The sequence below is a fragment of the Brevibacillus brevis genome, assembly GCF_900637055.1.
Lineage (GTDB): Bacteria > Bacillota > Bacilli > Brevibacillales > Brevibacillaceae > Brevibacillus > Brevibacillus brevis.
This window is the reverse complement of the sequence record NZ_LR134338.1, coordinates 2,483,493-2,497,985: the sequence shown is the minus strand read 5'-3', so window position 1 is coordinate 2,497,985 and position 14,493 is coordinate 2,483,493. Positions and strand designations below refer to the sequence as shown.

At 47.5% G+C, this 14,493-nt stretch carries 14 protein-coding genes; all 14 read right to left on the bottom strand.

The window, feature by feature from the left end; all coding sequences use genetic code 11:
- Position 1: 1 nt before the first annotated feature.
- The 14 genes from EL268_RS12580 to infB all read right to left on the bottom strand — a co-directional run bounded on the left by EL268_RS12580 (position 2) and on the right by infB (position 14,473).
- On the bottom strand, positions 2-1,042 hold the full coding sequence (locus EL268_RS12580) for an aspartate-semialdehyde dehydrogenase (RefSeq protein ID WP_047067813.1): 1,041 nt from the start codon (positions 1,040-1,042) through the stop codon (positions 2-4).
- Positions 1,043-1,099: 57 nt separating this feature from the next.
- Positions 1,100-1,696: a dipicolinate synthase subunit B gene (locus EL268_RS12575; RefSeq protein WP_106653500.1), complete on the bottom strand. Its 597-nt coding sequence runs from the start codon at positions 1,694-1,696 to the stop codon at positions 1,100-1,102.
- On the bottom strand, positions 1,693-2,595 hold the full coding sequence (gene dpsA / locus EL268_RS12570; RefSeq protein ID WP_106653499.1) for a dipicolinate synthase subunit DpsA: 903 nt from the start codon (positions 2,593-2,595) through the stop codon (positions 1,693-1,695). The genes EL268_RS12575 and dpsA overlap by 4 nt, the downstream gene beginning before the upstream one ends.
- A gap of 137 nt (positions 2,596-2,732) precedes the next feature.
- On the bottom strand, positions 2,733-2,993 hold the full coding sequence (locus tag EL268_RS12565) for a YlmC/YmxH family sporulation protein (protein ID WP_106653498.1): 261 nt from the start codon (positions 2,991-2,993) through the stop codon (positions 2,733-2,735).
- 72 nt (positions 2,994-3,065) lie between these two features.
- Positions 3,066-4,319: a M16 family metallopeptidase gene (locus tag EL268_RS12560; RefSeq protein WP_106653497.1), complete on the bottom strand. Its 1,254-nt coding sequence runs from the start codon at positions 4,317-4,319 to the stop codon at positions 3,066-3,068.
- Between the two features lie 112 nt (positions 4,320-4,431).
- A complete protein-coding gene (locus EL268_RS12555) occupies positions 4,432-5,409 on the bottom strand; it encodes a polysaccharide deacetylase family protein (RefSeq protein ID WP_106653496.1) in 978 nt (325 codons plus the stop codon).
- 145 nt (positions 5,410-5,554) lie between these two features.
- Positions 5,555-7,702 carry a polyribonucleotide nucleotidyltransferase gene (gene pnp / locus EL268_RS12550; RefSeq protein ID WP_106653495.1) on the bottom strand — a complete coding sequence of 716 codons (2,148 nt, stop codon included), beginning with the start codon at positions 7,700-7,702 and terminating at the stop codon, positions 5,555-5,557.
- A 266-nt stretch (positions 7,703-7,968) separates the two neighbouring features.
- The gene (gene rpsO / locus EL268_RS12545) at positions 7,969-8,238 is read right to left on the bottom strand and encodes a 30S ribosomal protein S15 (protein WP_015891708.1); all 270 of its coding nucleotides are present in this window, start codon (positions 8,236-8,238) and stop codon (positions 7,969-7,971) included.
- A gap of 133 nt (positions 8,239-8,371) precedes the next feature.
- Positions 8,372-9,313: a bifunctional riboflavin kinase/FAD synthetase gene (locus tag EL268_RS12540; protein WP_106653494.1), complete on the bottom strand. Its 942-nt coding sequence runs from the start codon at positions 9,311-9,313 to the stop codon at positions 8,372-8,374.
- Between the two features lie 3 nt (positions 9,314-9,316).
- Complete coding sequence (gene truB, locus EL268_RS12535; protein WP_106653493.1) at positions 9,317-10,243, bottom strand: tRNA pseudouridine(55) synthase TruB; 927 nt, start codon at positions 10,241-10,243, stop codon at positions 9,317-9,319.
- On the bottom strand, positions 10,236-11,231 hold the full coding sequence (locus EL268_RS12530) for a DHH family phosphoesterase (RefSeq protein WP_106653492.1): 996 nt from the start codon (positions 11,229-11,231) through the stop codon (positions 10,236-10,238). Before EL268_RS12530 ends, truB begins: the two co-directional genes overlap by 8 nt.
- Positions 11,221-11,586, bottom strand: a complete 366-nt coding sequence (rbfA, locus tag EL268_RS12525; RefSeq protein WP_007719226.1) for a 30S ribosome-binding factor RbfA — start codon at positions 11,584-11,586, stop codon at positions 11,221-11,223. The genes EL268_RS12530 and rbfA overlap by 11 nt, the downstream gene beginning before the upstream one ends.
- A 26-nt stretch (positions 11,587-11,612) precedes the next feature.
- Positions 11,613-11,894 carry a DUF503 domain-containing protein gene (locus EL268_RS12520; RefSeq protein ID WP_106653491.1) on the bottom strand — a complete coding sequence of 94 codons (282 nt, stop codon included), beginning with the start codon at positions 11,892-11,894 and terminating at the stop codon, positions 11,613-11,615.
- The gene (infB, locus tag EL268_RS12515) at positions 11,894-14,473 is read right to left on the bottom strand and encodes a translation initiation factor IF-2 (RefSeq protein WP_106653490.1); all 2,580 of its coding nucleotides are present in this window, start codon (positions 14,471-14,473) and stop codon (positions 11,894-11,896) included. Before infB ends, EL268_RS12520 begins: the two co-directional genes overlap by 1 nt.
- Positions 14,474-14,493 lie beyond the last annotated feature (20 nt).

Genomic DNA, 14,493 nt, shown 5'->3' with positions numbered 1-14,493 from the left:
CCTATACTCTTGCTTTTATGAGTTCTTCAGCGATTTGTACTGTATTCCATGCTGCACCCTTGAGAAGATTGTCAGAAACGATCCACATATGCAGTCCACGAGGATGATGGAGATCACGACGCACCCGGCCCACGAATACTTCCAGTTTGCCTGTTGCATCAGTAGCGAGTGGATACTGCTGTTCCTCCGGCGCATCTACTAACACGATACCAGGAGCGTTTTTCAGCAGGGCCTTTACTTCTGCCAGATCGTAATCCTGTTTCAGCTCTACATATACCGACTCGCTATGGCCGTAGACCACTGGAATACGTACGCAAGTAGCTGAAACAAGTACAGTGTCATCACCGAAGATTTTTTTGGTCTCATTGACCATTTTCATTTCTTCATAAGTAAAACCATTGTCGGTGAACACATCAATCTGCGGAATCGCGTTGTACGCAATCTGATGATGTACAGGCAATTTGCCTACGGGAAGTACGTTACACTGCGGTTCTTTACCATCCAAAATGTCTCGACTCTGGTCGAGCAATTCATTGATCGCAGATTGACCTGCACCTGATACTGCCTGGTAAGTAGAAACGATAATTCTGTCTATACCAAAACGATCATACAGGGGTTTTAGAGCGGCAACCATCTGAATCGTAGAGCAATTCGGATTCGCAATGATTCCATTATGGGCGAGCGCAGCATCCATGTTTACTTCTGGCACAACGAGAGGAACATCTGGGTCCATCCGGAATGCGCTGGTATTGTCAATGACAACTGCACCATGACGCACTGCGTGATGAGCCAGTTCCTTACTGACCGATCCGCCAGCACTAAACAAGGCAAAATCAACCCCTGCAAAACTGTCTGGAGTCGCCTCTTCCAGCACAATTTCTTGTCCCTTGAACGTGACCGTTTTTCCTGCAGAACGTCCAGAAGCAAGCAGCTTAAGCTGTTTGATTGGGAAGTTGCGCTTTTCTAATAGTTGAATCATTTGCTGTCCGACTGCACCAGTCGCACCGACTACAGCAACATTGAAAGTCAGTTGGTTTGCCATCTCTTACTCTCCTCCTAATCGCGAAAAAGCAGGTTTATTGTTTTTTCTGTAGTCTTATTAGTAGTTAAATCTTTCGATGAGCAAGGGTTGCAATTGTCGTCCTTCCAAAGCTGCTTCGCATGTTTCCAAGAGGAGATCCATACGAGCTACAAGCGAGTTCGGTTTTTTATCCGGGGCATCCTGCCCGAACGGCACGAAATACATATGTTTCGCGGCCAATAGCTTGGCAATATTGGCTGCATTTAATCCCAGACCATCATTGGTGGAAATGGCAATCACAATGGGTCGCAGATTACGCATCGTCGCTTTAGCCGCCATCAGTACAGCACTATCCGTAATGGCATTCGCCAACCGACTCGTCGTACTGCCTGTGCAAGGCGCAATCAGCATGACATCCAACAACTTGGAAGGTCCCAACGGCTCAGCCTGAGGAATCGTCGAAATAAGCTCTTCCCCCGTCAGTTCCTTGATTTGTTGCTGCCAGCTTTGAGAAGTACCGAAGCGTGTATCTGTGGTCATAATCGTATTCGATACGATCGGTACTACCCGTGCCCCAGCATCCACAAATCGCTTAATTTGCGGCATGGTTTCCTCAAAGGTGCAATGCGATCCAGACAAACCAAATCCAATGGTCTTTCCCTGAAGCTTACTCATGTTGCATCCCCTCCTGGCGCTTTCCTTTGATCCGCAATAAGACGAGACAATGTTTGGGCTAAAATTTGTCCAGCGGTTTTCGGTGCAACGATTCCAGGCAATCCGGGAGCAAGAAGAGCTTTGATACCTCGTCTTTCAGCGTAACGAAAATCCGTTCCCCCTGGCTTGGAGGCAAGATCAAGAATAAACGCGGATTGAGGCATTTGAGCAATCACTTCTGCTGTGAGTAACAATTGCGGGATGGTATTAAAAATGAAATCAGCATTCGTAACCTGTTTCCTTACTTCGCTTATATGGAAGGGAGTCAATCCCATCTCATAAATGCGTGCCAAGTGTTCCTGACGCCTGGCCCCCACTCTTACGCGGGCTCCCAACGCATGCAATGCTCGAGCCATGGACAAACCTGTTCGGCCCAATCCCAAAACAATTGACTGTGATCCATGAATCGTAATATCCGTATGTTGAATCGCCATCATTAACGCTCCCTCTACAGTAGGGATAGAGTTATAGATAGCTACGTCATCACGATCCAATAGCTCCACGAGAGGAAGCTGTGTGGAAGCCAACAGCTTTTTCAGATAAGGCTTTGCCATTCCCGTGTAAACCACGCAATGACTCGGCAGACTTGCCACATGTTCATCTAGCAACTGCAGTTGTTTGGAGCAGAAAATACTTTCCACGTATCCTTGGTCATCGGTCCCTACGATGGGTAGGATGAGGGCGTCCACGTCTTTCAACACATCGCATGTTAATGGTTTCTTCGTTGCCCCTGTAAAATTACTTTCCAGGTTGTCGAAGCCAACTAACGTGACGCTAGCATCCAGTTGTATGCACCGCTTGATGACTTCCAACTGGCGAGCGTCTCCGCCGATGAAGGCAACATGTATGCCCGTTAGCATGCTGCGTTCCCCTTTCCACACATTTTACTGCATTAAATGATCGGAACGCAAAGGTTTTCCTTTTGGAAAAGTTGACGGAAATCCATGCGGTCTACCCCCATCCTATTCCGCTCCTGCTACTTCGGTGACAGTAGCGCCTACTTTTGGGAAGCCTGTGCCTCAGGCGTTTGAAGCTGGATGATGACCATATCTGGCCCAATTTTTACAATGGAGCTCCATGGGATCACGAGGTCCTCTCGCTTCTTGCCGAATCCAAAGAAACTACCTCCTGGCAAGATGATGGATTGAATTGTACCGTTTTCGGGATGGATGACTAAATCGGAATCACTGATAACTCCCATTTTCTCCCCGTTGTCCAGTCCGATAATCTCCTTCCCACCCAACTCGCTTAAGCGCATGGAGAAGCCCCCTTTGTCCTTTCATTTACTGTTGATATACGCAAAAAAATCCGGGCTATGCCGGATTTTTGCTTACAGTAAAATATCGTTCTTCACGTTTTCAGGGAAGCCGTCGAGTGGACTCACCATTGCCATAGACATCTTGGAACGGAACAGCTGCTGCGCCACAGCCAAAACAGATTCATGGGAAACACGGTCAATTTTGGCAATGATCTCGTCTAGACTAAGGTGACGGCCCAGCAAGAGTTCATTTTTGCCAAGTCGACTCATTCGGCTATTCGTACTTTCCAAGCTGAGCATCAGGCTGCCTTTCAGCTGCTCTTTTCCTTTGTTCAGCTCTTTGTCAGTAATTCCATGATCAGCGACATCGCGCAGGACGTGCGAGACGATGTCAAATACCTGTCCCACTTGCTCTGGTGCCGTTCCTGTATAAACTTGGAATGTACCCGCTTCTTTATAGGACGAATGATAGGAATAAACAGAGTATGCCAAGCCGCGCTCTTCTCGAATTTCTTGGAACAGGCGCGAGCTCATGCTGCCACCCAACACGTTGTTTAGCAAAATCAACGAGTATACTTCGGGATGCCCTACCTTAAACCCAGGTAAAGACAGGCACAAATGCGCTTGCTCTGTTGCCTTATGATGCGCGATAACATTCCCAGCAAAGTCAGGAGTAGACAAGGTCGGCATACTGCCTGAACGCGAGAAAGTCTGAAAGCGCTTTTGAATGTCTTCAATCAAACTGTCTTCAAAATTACCCGCTACCGTAATCACCGTATTCGTTGGCAGGTAGTGCTGATCAATATAAGCGAGCAAATCGTCACGCTTCAAGCTGCGCAGAACATCTTCCGTACCCAAAATCGAATAGCCTAGAGGGTGTGTGCTGTACGAAGCGCGTGCAATCAAATCATGCACCAAATCATCTGGCGTGTCTTCATACATGCTAATCTCTTCAATGACGACGTTCTTTTCCTTTTCCAACTCAGCTGCATCAAAAACTGAGTTGAAATACATATCGGAAAGAACATCGAGAGCGATTGGAGCGTGTTGGTCGAGCACCCTTGCGTAATAGCAGGTATACTCCTTCGAAGTAAAGGCGTTCACGTTCCCGCCAATCTCATCAAAGGTTTCCGCAATTTCCTTTGCAGAACGAGTTGTTGTGCCTTTGAAAAACATATGCTCGAGAAAATGGGAAATCCCGTTGTTTTTCTCGTTTTCATATTTCGAACCAGTCCCTACCCAGATGCCTAAGGCAACAGAGCGAACGGACGGAATCCGTTCCGTCACGATTCGAAGACCGTTATCACACGTATGACGTTGTATCACGTAAATCCTCCTCGGTTGTTCATCTGTCTCTACCCGAAACCTCGGGGAATTTCTTGTAAACACGTCTAACTATAGCAAACTTCCTTTGTCTCCACAATAAATGAACATGTATTTACGGTGACGGGAGTCTACGACTCGATATGACCTCCGAGACTGTCGTCGGCTGTAGCCCCTTCTTTTTCGCGATTGTCAGCAGTTGATCCAAACTGGCCTCGGAAGTAGAAGTAGGATGCATGAGTACGAGGACACCATTCCCCATTTTACTGCTTATTTTATTGATCACAGAAGCAGGCGATGGTTTCTGCCAGTCTACCGTATCTGCCGTCCATAGAATCGTCTTCATTTGGTAAGAAGACTGCGCGATTTGTACAACGCGCTGGTTAAAAGCACCAGATGGCGGTGCAAACAGGGAAGGCTTTACTTCCAGCGTTTTAAAAATAACATCTTGTGTACGACTTATCTCTTGATGAATCCTCTGTGTTCCCAGTATGTTCATATCGGGGTGGGAATACGCATGATTACCAATCTCATGGCCACGTGCCATGATCTTTTTAGCTTCATCTGGGTAGCGTTTTACCCAAGAGCCATCCAGAAAGAAAGTCGTCTTTACCTTGTGTTTATCGAGTGTATTGAGCATCGAATCGAGATACTCATTTCCCCAAGCCACATTGATCATGAAAGAAATCGCTGGTTTATTCGGATTTCCTCGATAGATGGGATGGGCTCCCAATTGCTCAAGCGAAACCGTTGGAGGTACTTCCTTGTATACCAGCAAATCTGGACTGTTCACACCTGCAGCCAGCATTTTATTAATTGATTCTTCTACATCCACTACACGGCCATTATAGCCGGGAATCGCCTTCCACGTCTGATCGACGACGGCATCTATCGGCTGTTCCTCTCTTCCCTCTTTCCACTTTTCAATCTGCGCCCGTAAACGCGCTTTTTCGTTATCATTACTATTTCCATTCACTACTTGGACATTTTTTATCGTACTCATGTAATGATGAATAGGCTGATAATTCAAGAGAACGATCAGCGCTGCTCCATATACAACTATGAACAAAAGTCTCCTGGTCCTATTCTTCATTAGGGCGCCGCCCTCCTCATCGATCGTACGAGTCTCTCTTGTCCAATGTATGAGAGGAAGGGACGACTTAGACATCATCTGGCACACAAAAGAAAAAAGCTTCCGTACACGAATTTCTTCGAGTGACGAAGCCTTTTGTTTTTCTTTATTCTGTTTTTGTTGGTGTTTCATCAGCTTGTGCCGCAGCAGCTTGCTCTTTCAAAACTGCTTTGCGAGAGAGATTCACACGACCTTGGTCGTCAATCTCGGTCACTTTCACTTGTACTTTATCACCAACTGCGACAACATCTTCTGTTTTGGCTACACGCTCTTCAGCCAGTTGAGAGATGTGGCACAAGCCCTCTTTACCTGCGAACAACTCGATGAACGCACCGTACTTCTCTACGCGTTTTACTGTTCCCAGGTACACCTGACCAACAGCTACTTCACGAACCAAATCTTCAATGATTTGTTTCGCGCGCAGATTCGCTTCGTGGTTGATGGAAGCGATGAAGACTCGTCCATCTTGTTCGATATCGATTTTTACGCCGGTTTCTTCGATAATCTTATTGATGATACGACCTTGTGGACCGATTACATCGCGAATTTTCTCCGGATTGATCGTCATGGTCATGATTTTCGGTGCATAAGGAGACAGTTCTTTACGCGGTTCGGAAATTGTGCTCATCATATGATTCAGGATGTGCAAACGACCTACACGCGCTTGTTCCAGGGCCAGCTCTAAAATCTCACGGTTGATACCGGAAATTTTGATGTCCATTTGGATAGCTGTTACACCAGCCTCAGTACCCGCTACTTTGAAATCCATGTCACCCAAATGATCTTCCATACCTTGAATATCAGTCAGGATCGAGAAAGATTTCTCATCTTTGCTCATGATCAAGCCCATCGCAATACCTGCTACCGGTGCTTTGATCGGAACACCTGCATCCATCAAAGCAAGTACGCTCGCGCAAATCGACGCTTGCGACGTGGAACCGTTGGACTCAATTACTTCGGATACGAGACGAATCGTGTATGGGAACTCTGTCTCAGATGGAATGATCGGCTCGATCGCACGCTCACCCAACGCACCATGTCCGATTTCACGACGCCCTGGAGGACGCAACGGACGTGCTTCACCCACGCTATACGGCGGGAAGTTGTAGTGGTGCATGAAACGTTTCGATTCTTCCAGACCAAGTCCATCGAGAATTTGAACATCTCCCAGCGCACCCAATGTGCAAACGCTTAGTGCTTGTGTTTGACCACGGGTAAACATAGCGGAGCCATGTGTACGGGAAAGAATGTTTGTCTCACTGGACAGCGGACGGATTTCGTTCAGAGCTCGTCCATCAGGGCGAACTTTCTCGTCAGTAATCAGACGGCGAACCTCATCCTTGACAATATTGCCAAGTACTTCGCTAATCATCTTTTCCTGCTCTGGATATGCCTCAGGGTCCTTGGCTGCAAAATGCTCTTTGGTTTCTGCCTTGATATCGTCAATAGCATCGTAGCGCGCTTGTTTTTCTTCGATGCGAACAGCTTCTTTCAGGCGAGCTTCCGCATATGCACGCACAGCTTGATCGATTTCAGGATCAACCTCATGCAAGATGACTTCCATCTTTTGCTTGCCGATTTCAGACACGATCTTGTTCTGGAATTCTACCAGTTGCTTAATCACGTCATGGCCAGCCATGATCGCTTCGAGCATTACTGCTTCCGGTACTTGGTTCGCAGCTGCTTCCACCATGTTAATCGCTTTGTGCGTACCTGCGACAGTCAGGTGAATATCGCTTTTCTCCGCTTGAGCGACAGTAGGGTTAATGACGAACTGGCCGTCAATTCGTCCTACGATTACTCCTGCAATCGGACCTTCAAAAGGAATCTCCGAAACGCATAGCGCTGCGGAAGTACCGATCATCGCAGCGATTTCAGGTGAGCAGTCTTGATCCACAGACAGAACAGTATTTACGATTTGTACATCGTTACGGAATCCTTCTGCAAAAAGAGGGCGGACAGGACGGTCAATCAAGCGGCTAGCCAAAATAGCCTTTTCGCTCGGACGTCCTTCTCTTTTAATAAAGCCGCCAGGAATTTTCCCAACCGCATAGAGACGCTCCTCATAGTTGACAGTCAGCGGAAAGAAGTCAAGTGGTTTTGGCTCCTTCGAGACTGTAACTGCAGACAGGATTGCTGTATCGCCGTAACGAACCAAGACCGAACCATGCGCCTGTTTAGCCATTTTGCCAAATTCCAGGGTCAGTTTTCGGCCTGCCAGTTCGAAGTCATATGTACGGTATTGTTGCTCCATGATGCTAGCAGTCCTCCTTTACAACAATGTGCATTTCACACTTTGTTTTCTACCTGTATGTATTATTTCCTGCCATGATAAAAATTAAATGGGTACCTTTGGCAGTCGTTCTAGATAATAAAAAAAGCTTCTTTTGTGAAGCTAATGCAAGCAAGCAAATTGTTTCCAGCTTTTTATTCGTTTCGGATGGGTTTAGCGTATTGCTACGCTAAACCCTCCTACACGATAGAAAAAGCGGGAAGAACCCGCTTTTTACAAAACGCTGATTAGCGGCGCAGACCCAGGCGGTCTACAACCGAACGATAGCGTTGAACATCTGCTTCACGCAGGTATGTCAACAGGTTACGACGTTGACCAACCATTTTCAAGAGACCACGACGGCTGTGGTGATCTTTCTTGTGCGTACGCAAGTGTCCGTTCAGATTGTTAATGTTTTCGGTCAAGATAGCGATTTGCACTTCCGGTGAACCGGTGTCGTTCTCATGAGTACGGAACTCTTGAATCAGTTGAGTTTTACGTTCTTGAGTCAATGCCATCATGACTCACCTCCTCATTTTTTATACCGTTCGCCGAGTCTGCCGTCGGTGAGAATCGGACAGCCAAGCTACGGTTATCTGTACAACGTTTTGAATTATAGCATACCATTTTGTGAAAAGCAAAGAGAATCCTTTACGAGATTCCCTCTGCGAATTTTTGCTTCGCCGTTTGTACATCTCGTCCAATTTGCGCGATGAGTGCATCGACTCCAGCAAATTTCTGTTCTTCCCGAATGTAGAACAGGAACTCTACTTCTACTTCTTTGTCATAAATTTCACCAGAGAACTCAAAAATGTGCACTTCTAGTGACTTTTCTTTTTTCTCCAGTTCAAATGTAGGCTTGATCCCTACGTTCATGACACCATAGTAGCTTTGTTCATCCACGGTAAAGCAAACACCGTAGACACCATTCTTTCCGATCAAATACGGCTGATTCACTTGGACGTTCGCTGTAGGAAAACCAATGGTTCGACCGCGTTTGTCGCCATGCACGACTGTTCCGCGCACTTTGTAGGGGCGGCCTAACAAATGGCGAACCTGCTCAACATCTCCATGATGAAGATATTCACGGATGATTGTACTGCTCACTTTTTCACCCAAGCGATTTACCGGACCCACGATGTCGAGCCCATAGCGACCTTTGCTCATTTCTTGCAAGGTATGGGCAGTACCCATCCCGCGATAACCAAAGGTGTAGTCGAAGCCAACGACAATATGGCGGCATTCCAATGGGAGAAGGCATTCCGAGATGAAATCTTCTGGATAAATAGCCGCAAAGCTAATATCGAACTTCATCACATATGTAGTGTCTACGCCCATCTTTTCGAATTGCTCGAGCTTGTCTGCAAGTGGTGTCAAATAGCGAGTATAACCGCTTTGCCCCAATACTTCTCGAGGATGCGGATCAAAGGTCACTACCGTACTTTGCCATCCGTTTGCTTTCGCTGTATCAATCGCCTTTTGGATTACTCGGCGATGCCCAATATGTACACCATCAAAGTACCCCAGTGCAATCGCACAAGGATTCGCTTGCAGGTCAGACGGAAACGGGTATGTCAGGTAGATCGTTTTCACGGATTACACCTCGGCTGGAAAGACTTTTTCTGGTTTGGCGAAAAGTCCTTTGTCTCCACGGCATACACGATGGATGCCAAGTAATTCTTCCCCCGCAAACAAGCAAATCAAACTTCCTTCCTCCGCAGTGACGCCCGGAAGCGCAGTCGCAAGTCCATTACGAACTGCTTTGATCCGTTCTGGCTTGACCTGAAACGATGGTAAGAACGAGATTGCCTGAGGGATGGAGACCAAGTGGCGGGAAATGTCCTCCCCGTTTGCTGCCTGTTCCTCAATTTGCTCGAGGGGAATTGCCTCTTGCTCCTGGAACGGGCCACTTTTTATTCGCCGCAACAGCTTCATATGGGCAGGATAACCCAGAGCGCGTCCGAGGTCAACACATAAGGTACGCATGTATGTGCCTTTGGAGCACGTGCACGTAAATGCAACATCGACAGTGTCCCCATCCACGCTAATCTTATGAAGTGTCAGCTCATACAACGTTACTTTCCGTGCCTGCCGCTCGATCACGGTGCCTTCACGAGCCAGGTCGTACAGCCGCTTGCCGTTTACCTTTACCGCAGAGAACATCGGAGGTACCTGCTCCATTTCACCCAAAAAGGATTCGAACAGCGCTTGAATACGCTCCATTGTAATCGATGCTGCATCTACTCTGGCTTGCTCCACCACTTCTCCGGAAGCATCTTCCGTCGTGGTAGTTGAGCCGAGGCGCATGACTACTTCATAGCGCTTAGGCAACTCTTGCAAATATTCAACTAGCCTCGTTGCGTGTCCCACACAAATGGGGAGTACACCAGTCACATCTGGATCCAGTGTACCCGTATGCCCCACTTTTTTCGTTCCATACAATCGACGAATACGTGCTACACAATCATGGGAAGTCATACCAGCTGGCTTATCGATAACCAGCACGCCGTTCACGTTACTCATCGAATTTCACTCCTACTGCATCGTCCAGCACAGTCCATACTTTTTGCTGTACTTCTGAAAGTGGTCCTTTAATCGTGCATCCCGCTGCTTTTGCGTGTCCACCGCCACCGAGCTGCTTAGCAATGACAGCTACGTCAACCCGATCGCGAGCGCGCATGCTCACCTTGACCACTCCCAGTTCCGCTTCCACAAAAGAAACGCCGACCTCGACTCTTTCAATGTTGCGGCAGTAATTCACCAATCCACCAGCATCTTCTCGCTCAGCACCGACTTCGGCAAAATCTGCGGCTGAAACAGTGATGGAGGCAACCTGATTTTGATGGGACAGTTGCAAGGTTTGGAGAGCACGTCGCAAAACTTTCACATGGGCAAAAGTGATTTCCTCCAAGCAGCGCTCTGCTACGTCTCCTGGCTTCACGCCGTATCCGAGTAATCGAGCAGCGATTTCCATAACGCGCGGCGATGTATTGGAATAGCGGAAACCGCCTGTATCCGTCAGAAGACCGGTATAGATGCACAGCGCAAGCTCTTCATTGAAAGAAACCCCTGCTGCTTCTGCAACATCAAACAAAATCTCTGCTGTTGCGGCTGCATCCGGACGAACCACATTTACCGTTCCAAAATGATCGTTGGTTGGATGGTGATCGATATTCAGCAAAGCAGCGCCAGACGCAAATAAAGACCGTACATCGCCCATCCGCGACTCATCCGCGCAGTCTACAGCGATTACGGCCCCGAACGTCTCGTTCAGTGGTTGTTTGCGCAGGTTATAAAGACGGTCAAACCGCGGCAAGAAGTTAAACTTGATCGGTGTTTCCCCTTCATTTACAACCACATACTCTTTTCCCAACTGCTCTAGCATGAGCACGACACCCAAAGCAGATCCTGTAGCATCTCCATCAGGACTTACATGAGAGAGAACCAGGAAGCGGTCGTGCTCCTGCATAAACCGCGCCGCTTCCTGTACTGCCATTTGATTAGGATTCATCCTGTTTCTCTCCCTCTGTGGAGATTTCCCGCAGGATTGATTCAATTTTGCTGCCGTAGTCAATGGACTCGTCCAGCTTGAATACAAAATCAGGAATGTGACGCAGCTTAACGCGTTTCCCGATCTCCGTACGCAAATAACCTTTTGCTTTTGTCAAACCTGCAAGAGAAGCTTTACGCTCTTCCTCACTGCCAAAAATGCTGACAAAAACTTTTGCCAATTGCAAGTCACTGCTTACCTCTACATCTGTTACCGTTACGAAACCGACACGAGGATCTTTGAGTCCACGCTGCAATACAAGGCTCAATTCTTTTTTGATTTCTTCGCCTACGCGGCTGATTCGTGTTTTATTCATCGATTTTCACCTCCGCTGACTGCTCGTTACTCGTAGTATTCCGTATCCACGCGAATCAACTCTACCTCTGGATGGTTTTCCACGAATCGAATGACAGCCTGCATTTCTTGTTGTAAAAAAGAGATCTCATTAGCAACGGCAGCGATACCCAACACGGTACGCTGCCATTGCTCGAGATAAGCCACCTCTGCCGCGGAGACATGAAATCGGCTCCGCAGCTTGCCGATCAGACTTTTGACGATGGCCCGTTTTTCTTTCAGGTTTTGGCTAGCGGGCAGAAACAGTTCAATCTGCACACCTGCAATCATTATTGTTTCACTTCAACCATGACGAATGCTTCGATTACGTCGCCGATTTTGAGGTCATTGAAGCGTTCCAAAGTCAGACCGCACTCATAGCCAGCTGCAACGTCTTTCGCATCATCTTTGAAGCGCTTGAGAGTATCGAGCTTACCTTCATAAATTACAATGCCTTCACGGATCAAACGCGCACCAGCATCGCGGCTCAATTTACCTTCAGTCACATAGCAACCTGCAATGTTTCCGACTTTGGATACTTTGAACACTTCACGAATCTCAGCTTGACCGATAATATTTTCTTTGAAGACTGGATCAAGCATACCTTTGAGAGCAGACTCGATCTCTTCGATTACAGTGTAGATAACACGGTGCAGGCGAATGTCGATTTTCTCTTGTTCAGCCATGCTGCGTGCATTCGGTTCAGGACGTACGTTGAAACCAATGACGATAGCATTCGAAGCATTTGCCAAAGTAACATCGGATTCTGTAATCGCACCAACACCTGTGTGAATGATCTTCACACGAGTTCCGTTGACATCGATTTTCTCCAAAGAACCACGCAGCGCTTCCACAGAACCGTGTACGTCTGCTTTTACAATCAGGTTCAGTTCTTTGATGTCGCCTTCTTGGATGTGTTGGAACAGATCATCCAAAGAAACGCGGGAGCTCTCACGACGCTCGGATTCACGTTGCTTGGAAGCACGTGCTTCCCCGATCGCGCGGGCTTTCTTCTCGTCTTCAAAGACACGGAACTGGTCGCCTGCTTGTGGAACATCATTCAGACCCGTGATTTCTACTGGCGTAGATGGACCAGCTTCTTTCAGACGGCGTCCTTTGTCATTCACCATCGCACGTACACGTCCAAAAGCGGAACCGACAACGATAGGATCACCTACACGGAGAGTACCTTGTTGAACCAGGATGGTTGCAACTGGACCACGTCCCTTGTCTAGCTCAGCTTCGACAACGGTACCGCGGGCAAGTTTGTCTGGGTTGGCTTTCAGTTCTTGTACTTCGGATACGAGCAAGATGTACTCGAGCAGTTCTTCGATACCTGTACGCTGTTTAGCGGACAATGGGGAGAAGATCGTATCGCCGCCCCACTCTTCGGCAACCAGCTCATACTCGGTCAACTCTTGCTTGATACGGTCAATATTTGCTTCCGGTTTGTCAACCTTGTTGACCGCAACGATGATTGGCACATTTGCCGCTTTCGCGTGGCTGATCGCCTCAATGGTTTGCGGCATGACACCGTCATCTGCTGCAACAACCAGAATAGTGATATCTGTGATTTGCGCACCGCGTGCACGCATCGTTGTGAACGCCGCGTGACCTGGTGTATCGAGGAAAGTAATTTTCTTTCCTTTGATCTCAACTTGGTACGCACCGATATGCTGTGTAATTCCCCCTGCTTCTCCCGCTACTACGTTTGTAGAGCGAATCGCGTCCAGCAAAGTTGTTTTCCCGTGGTCGACGTGACCCATGATGGTAACAACTGGCGGGCGCTCCAGCAGGCTTTCTGGTGCATCTACTTCTTCCAGCGTTTCGAAGTTAGTCTCATCGATGATGATTTTTTCTTCGACTTCAATACCGTAATCCGTGCAAATGAGTTCAATGGCATCGCGATCGAGGTATTGGTTAATCGTTGCCATGATCCCCAAGTTAAACAACTTTTTGATTACTTCTGCAGGTTCTTTGCGGAGCTTAACAGCCAATTCGTTTACAGTCAAAGACTCTGTAAATGTGATCTTTGTTGGTGGGTCAAAAACAGGACGCGGTGCCTTTTGACCACCACGCGAATTATTGCCACGGCGGTTGTTGTTGCGGTTATTACCACCACCACGGAACGGCTGACTTTTTTTATTATCTTCAAAAGTCTTTTGTGTTTGTGGTCCCTTTTTGATTTTCTCACGTTTTTCCGTACCCACGTTTGAAGGAAGTTTCACTTTGTCTTCAAACTCTTCACCAGTACGTCCCTCTGTTTGATTAGCAGCAGGTTGAGTGGTAGACGCAGCTTTCTGAGCTGGACGCTGTTGGTTTTGCGGTCGTTGCTGATTGTTCTGTGGTCTTTGTTGGCCTTGACCTTGTGGTCGTTGCTGGTTACCTTGTGGCTTGCGGTCATTCGACTTTGCGGGTTGACTTCTCATATTGTTTGGTTTTCTCTCCTGATTCTTCCCCTGATTTTTTCCATGCTGAGGACTATTTTGATCGGAATTGCTACCTCCACTGTTGATAGCTGGACGATTAGTGTTTGAGGTGCTTCCTCCACGATCGTTATTTGGTCTGTCATTTCTAACAGTTTGAGCTTGCCCCGCTTGCTGCTGGGGTTTGATCTGTTGTCCTCTGGAGTCGTTGGGGCGTCGTTGATCGTCCGTTTGTTTGGGTCTTGCATCACTAGGTGTATTCCGCGTTTCCGGTTTGGCACCAGATCGCAATTTGGCCATGTGATCCTCGATCCTTTTGATCGTCCCTTCTTCCATGATACTCATATGATTTGCTACTTCTATATTCAATCGTTTTAGCAAATTGAGGATTTCCTTGCTGCTCATGTTGTGCTGTTTGGCATACTCATACACACGTGTCTTCAAATATACTTCACCCTTTCTAA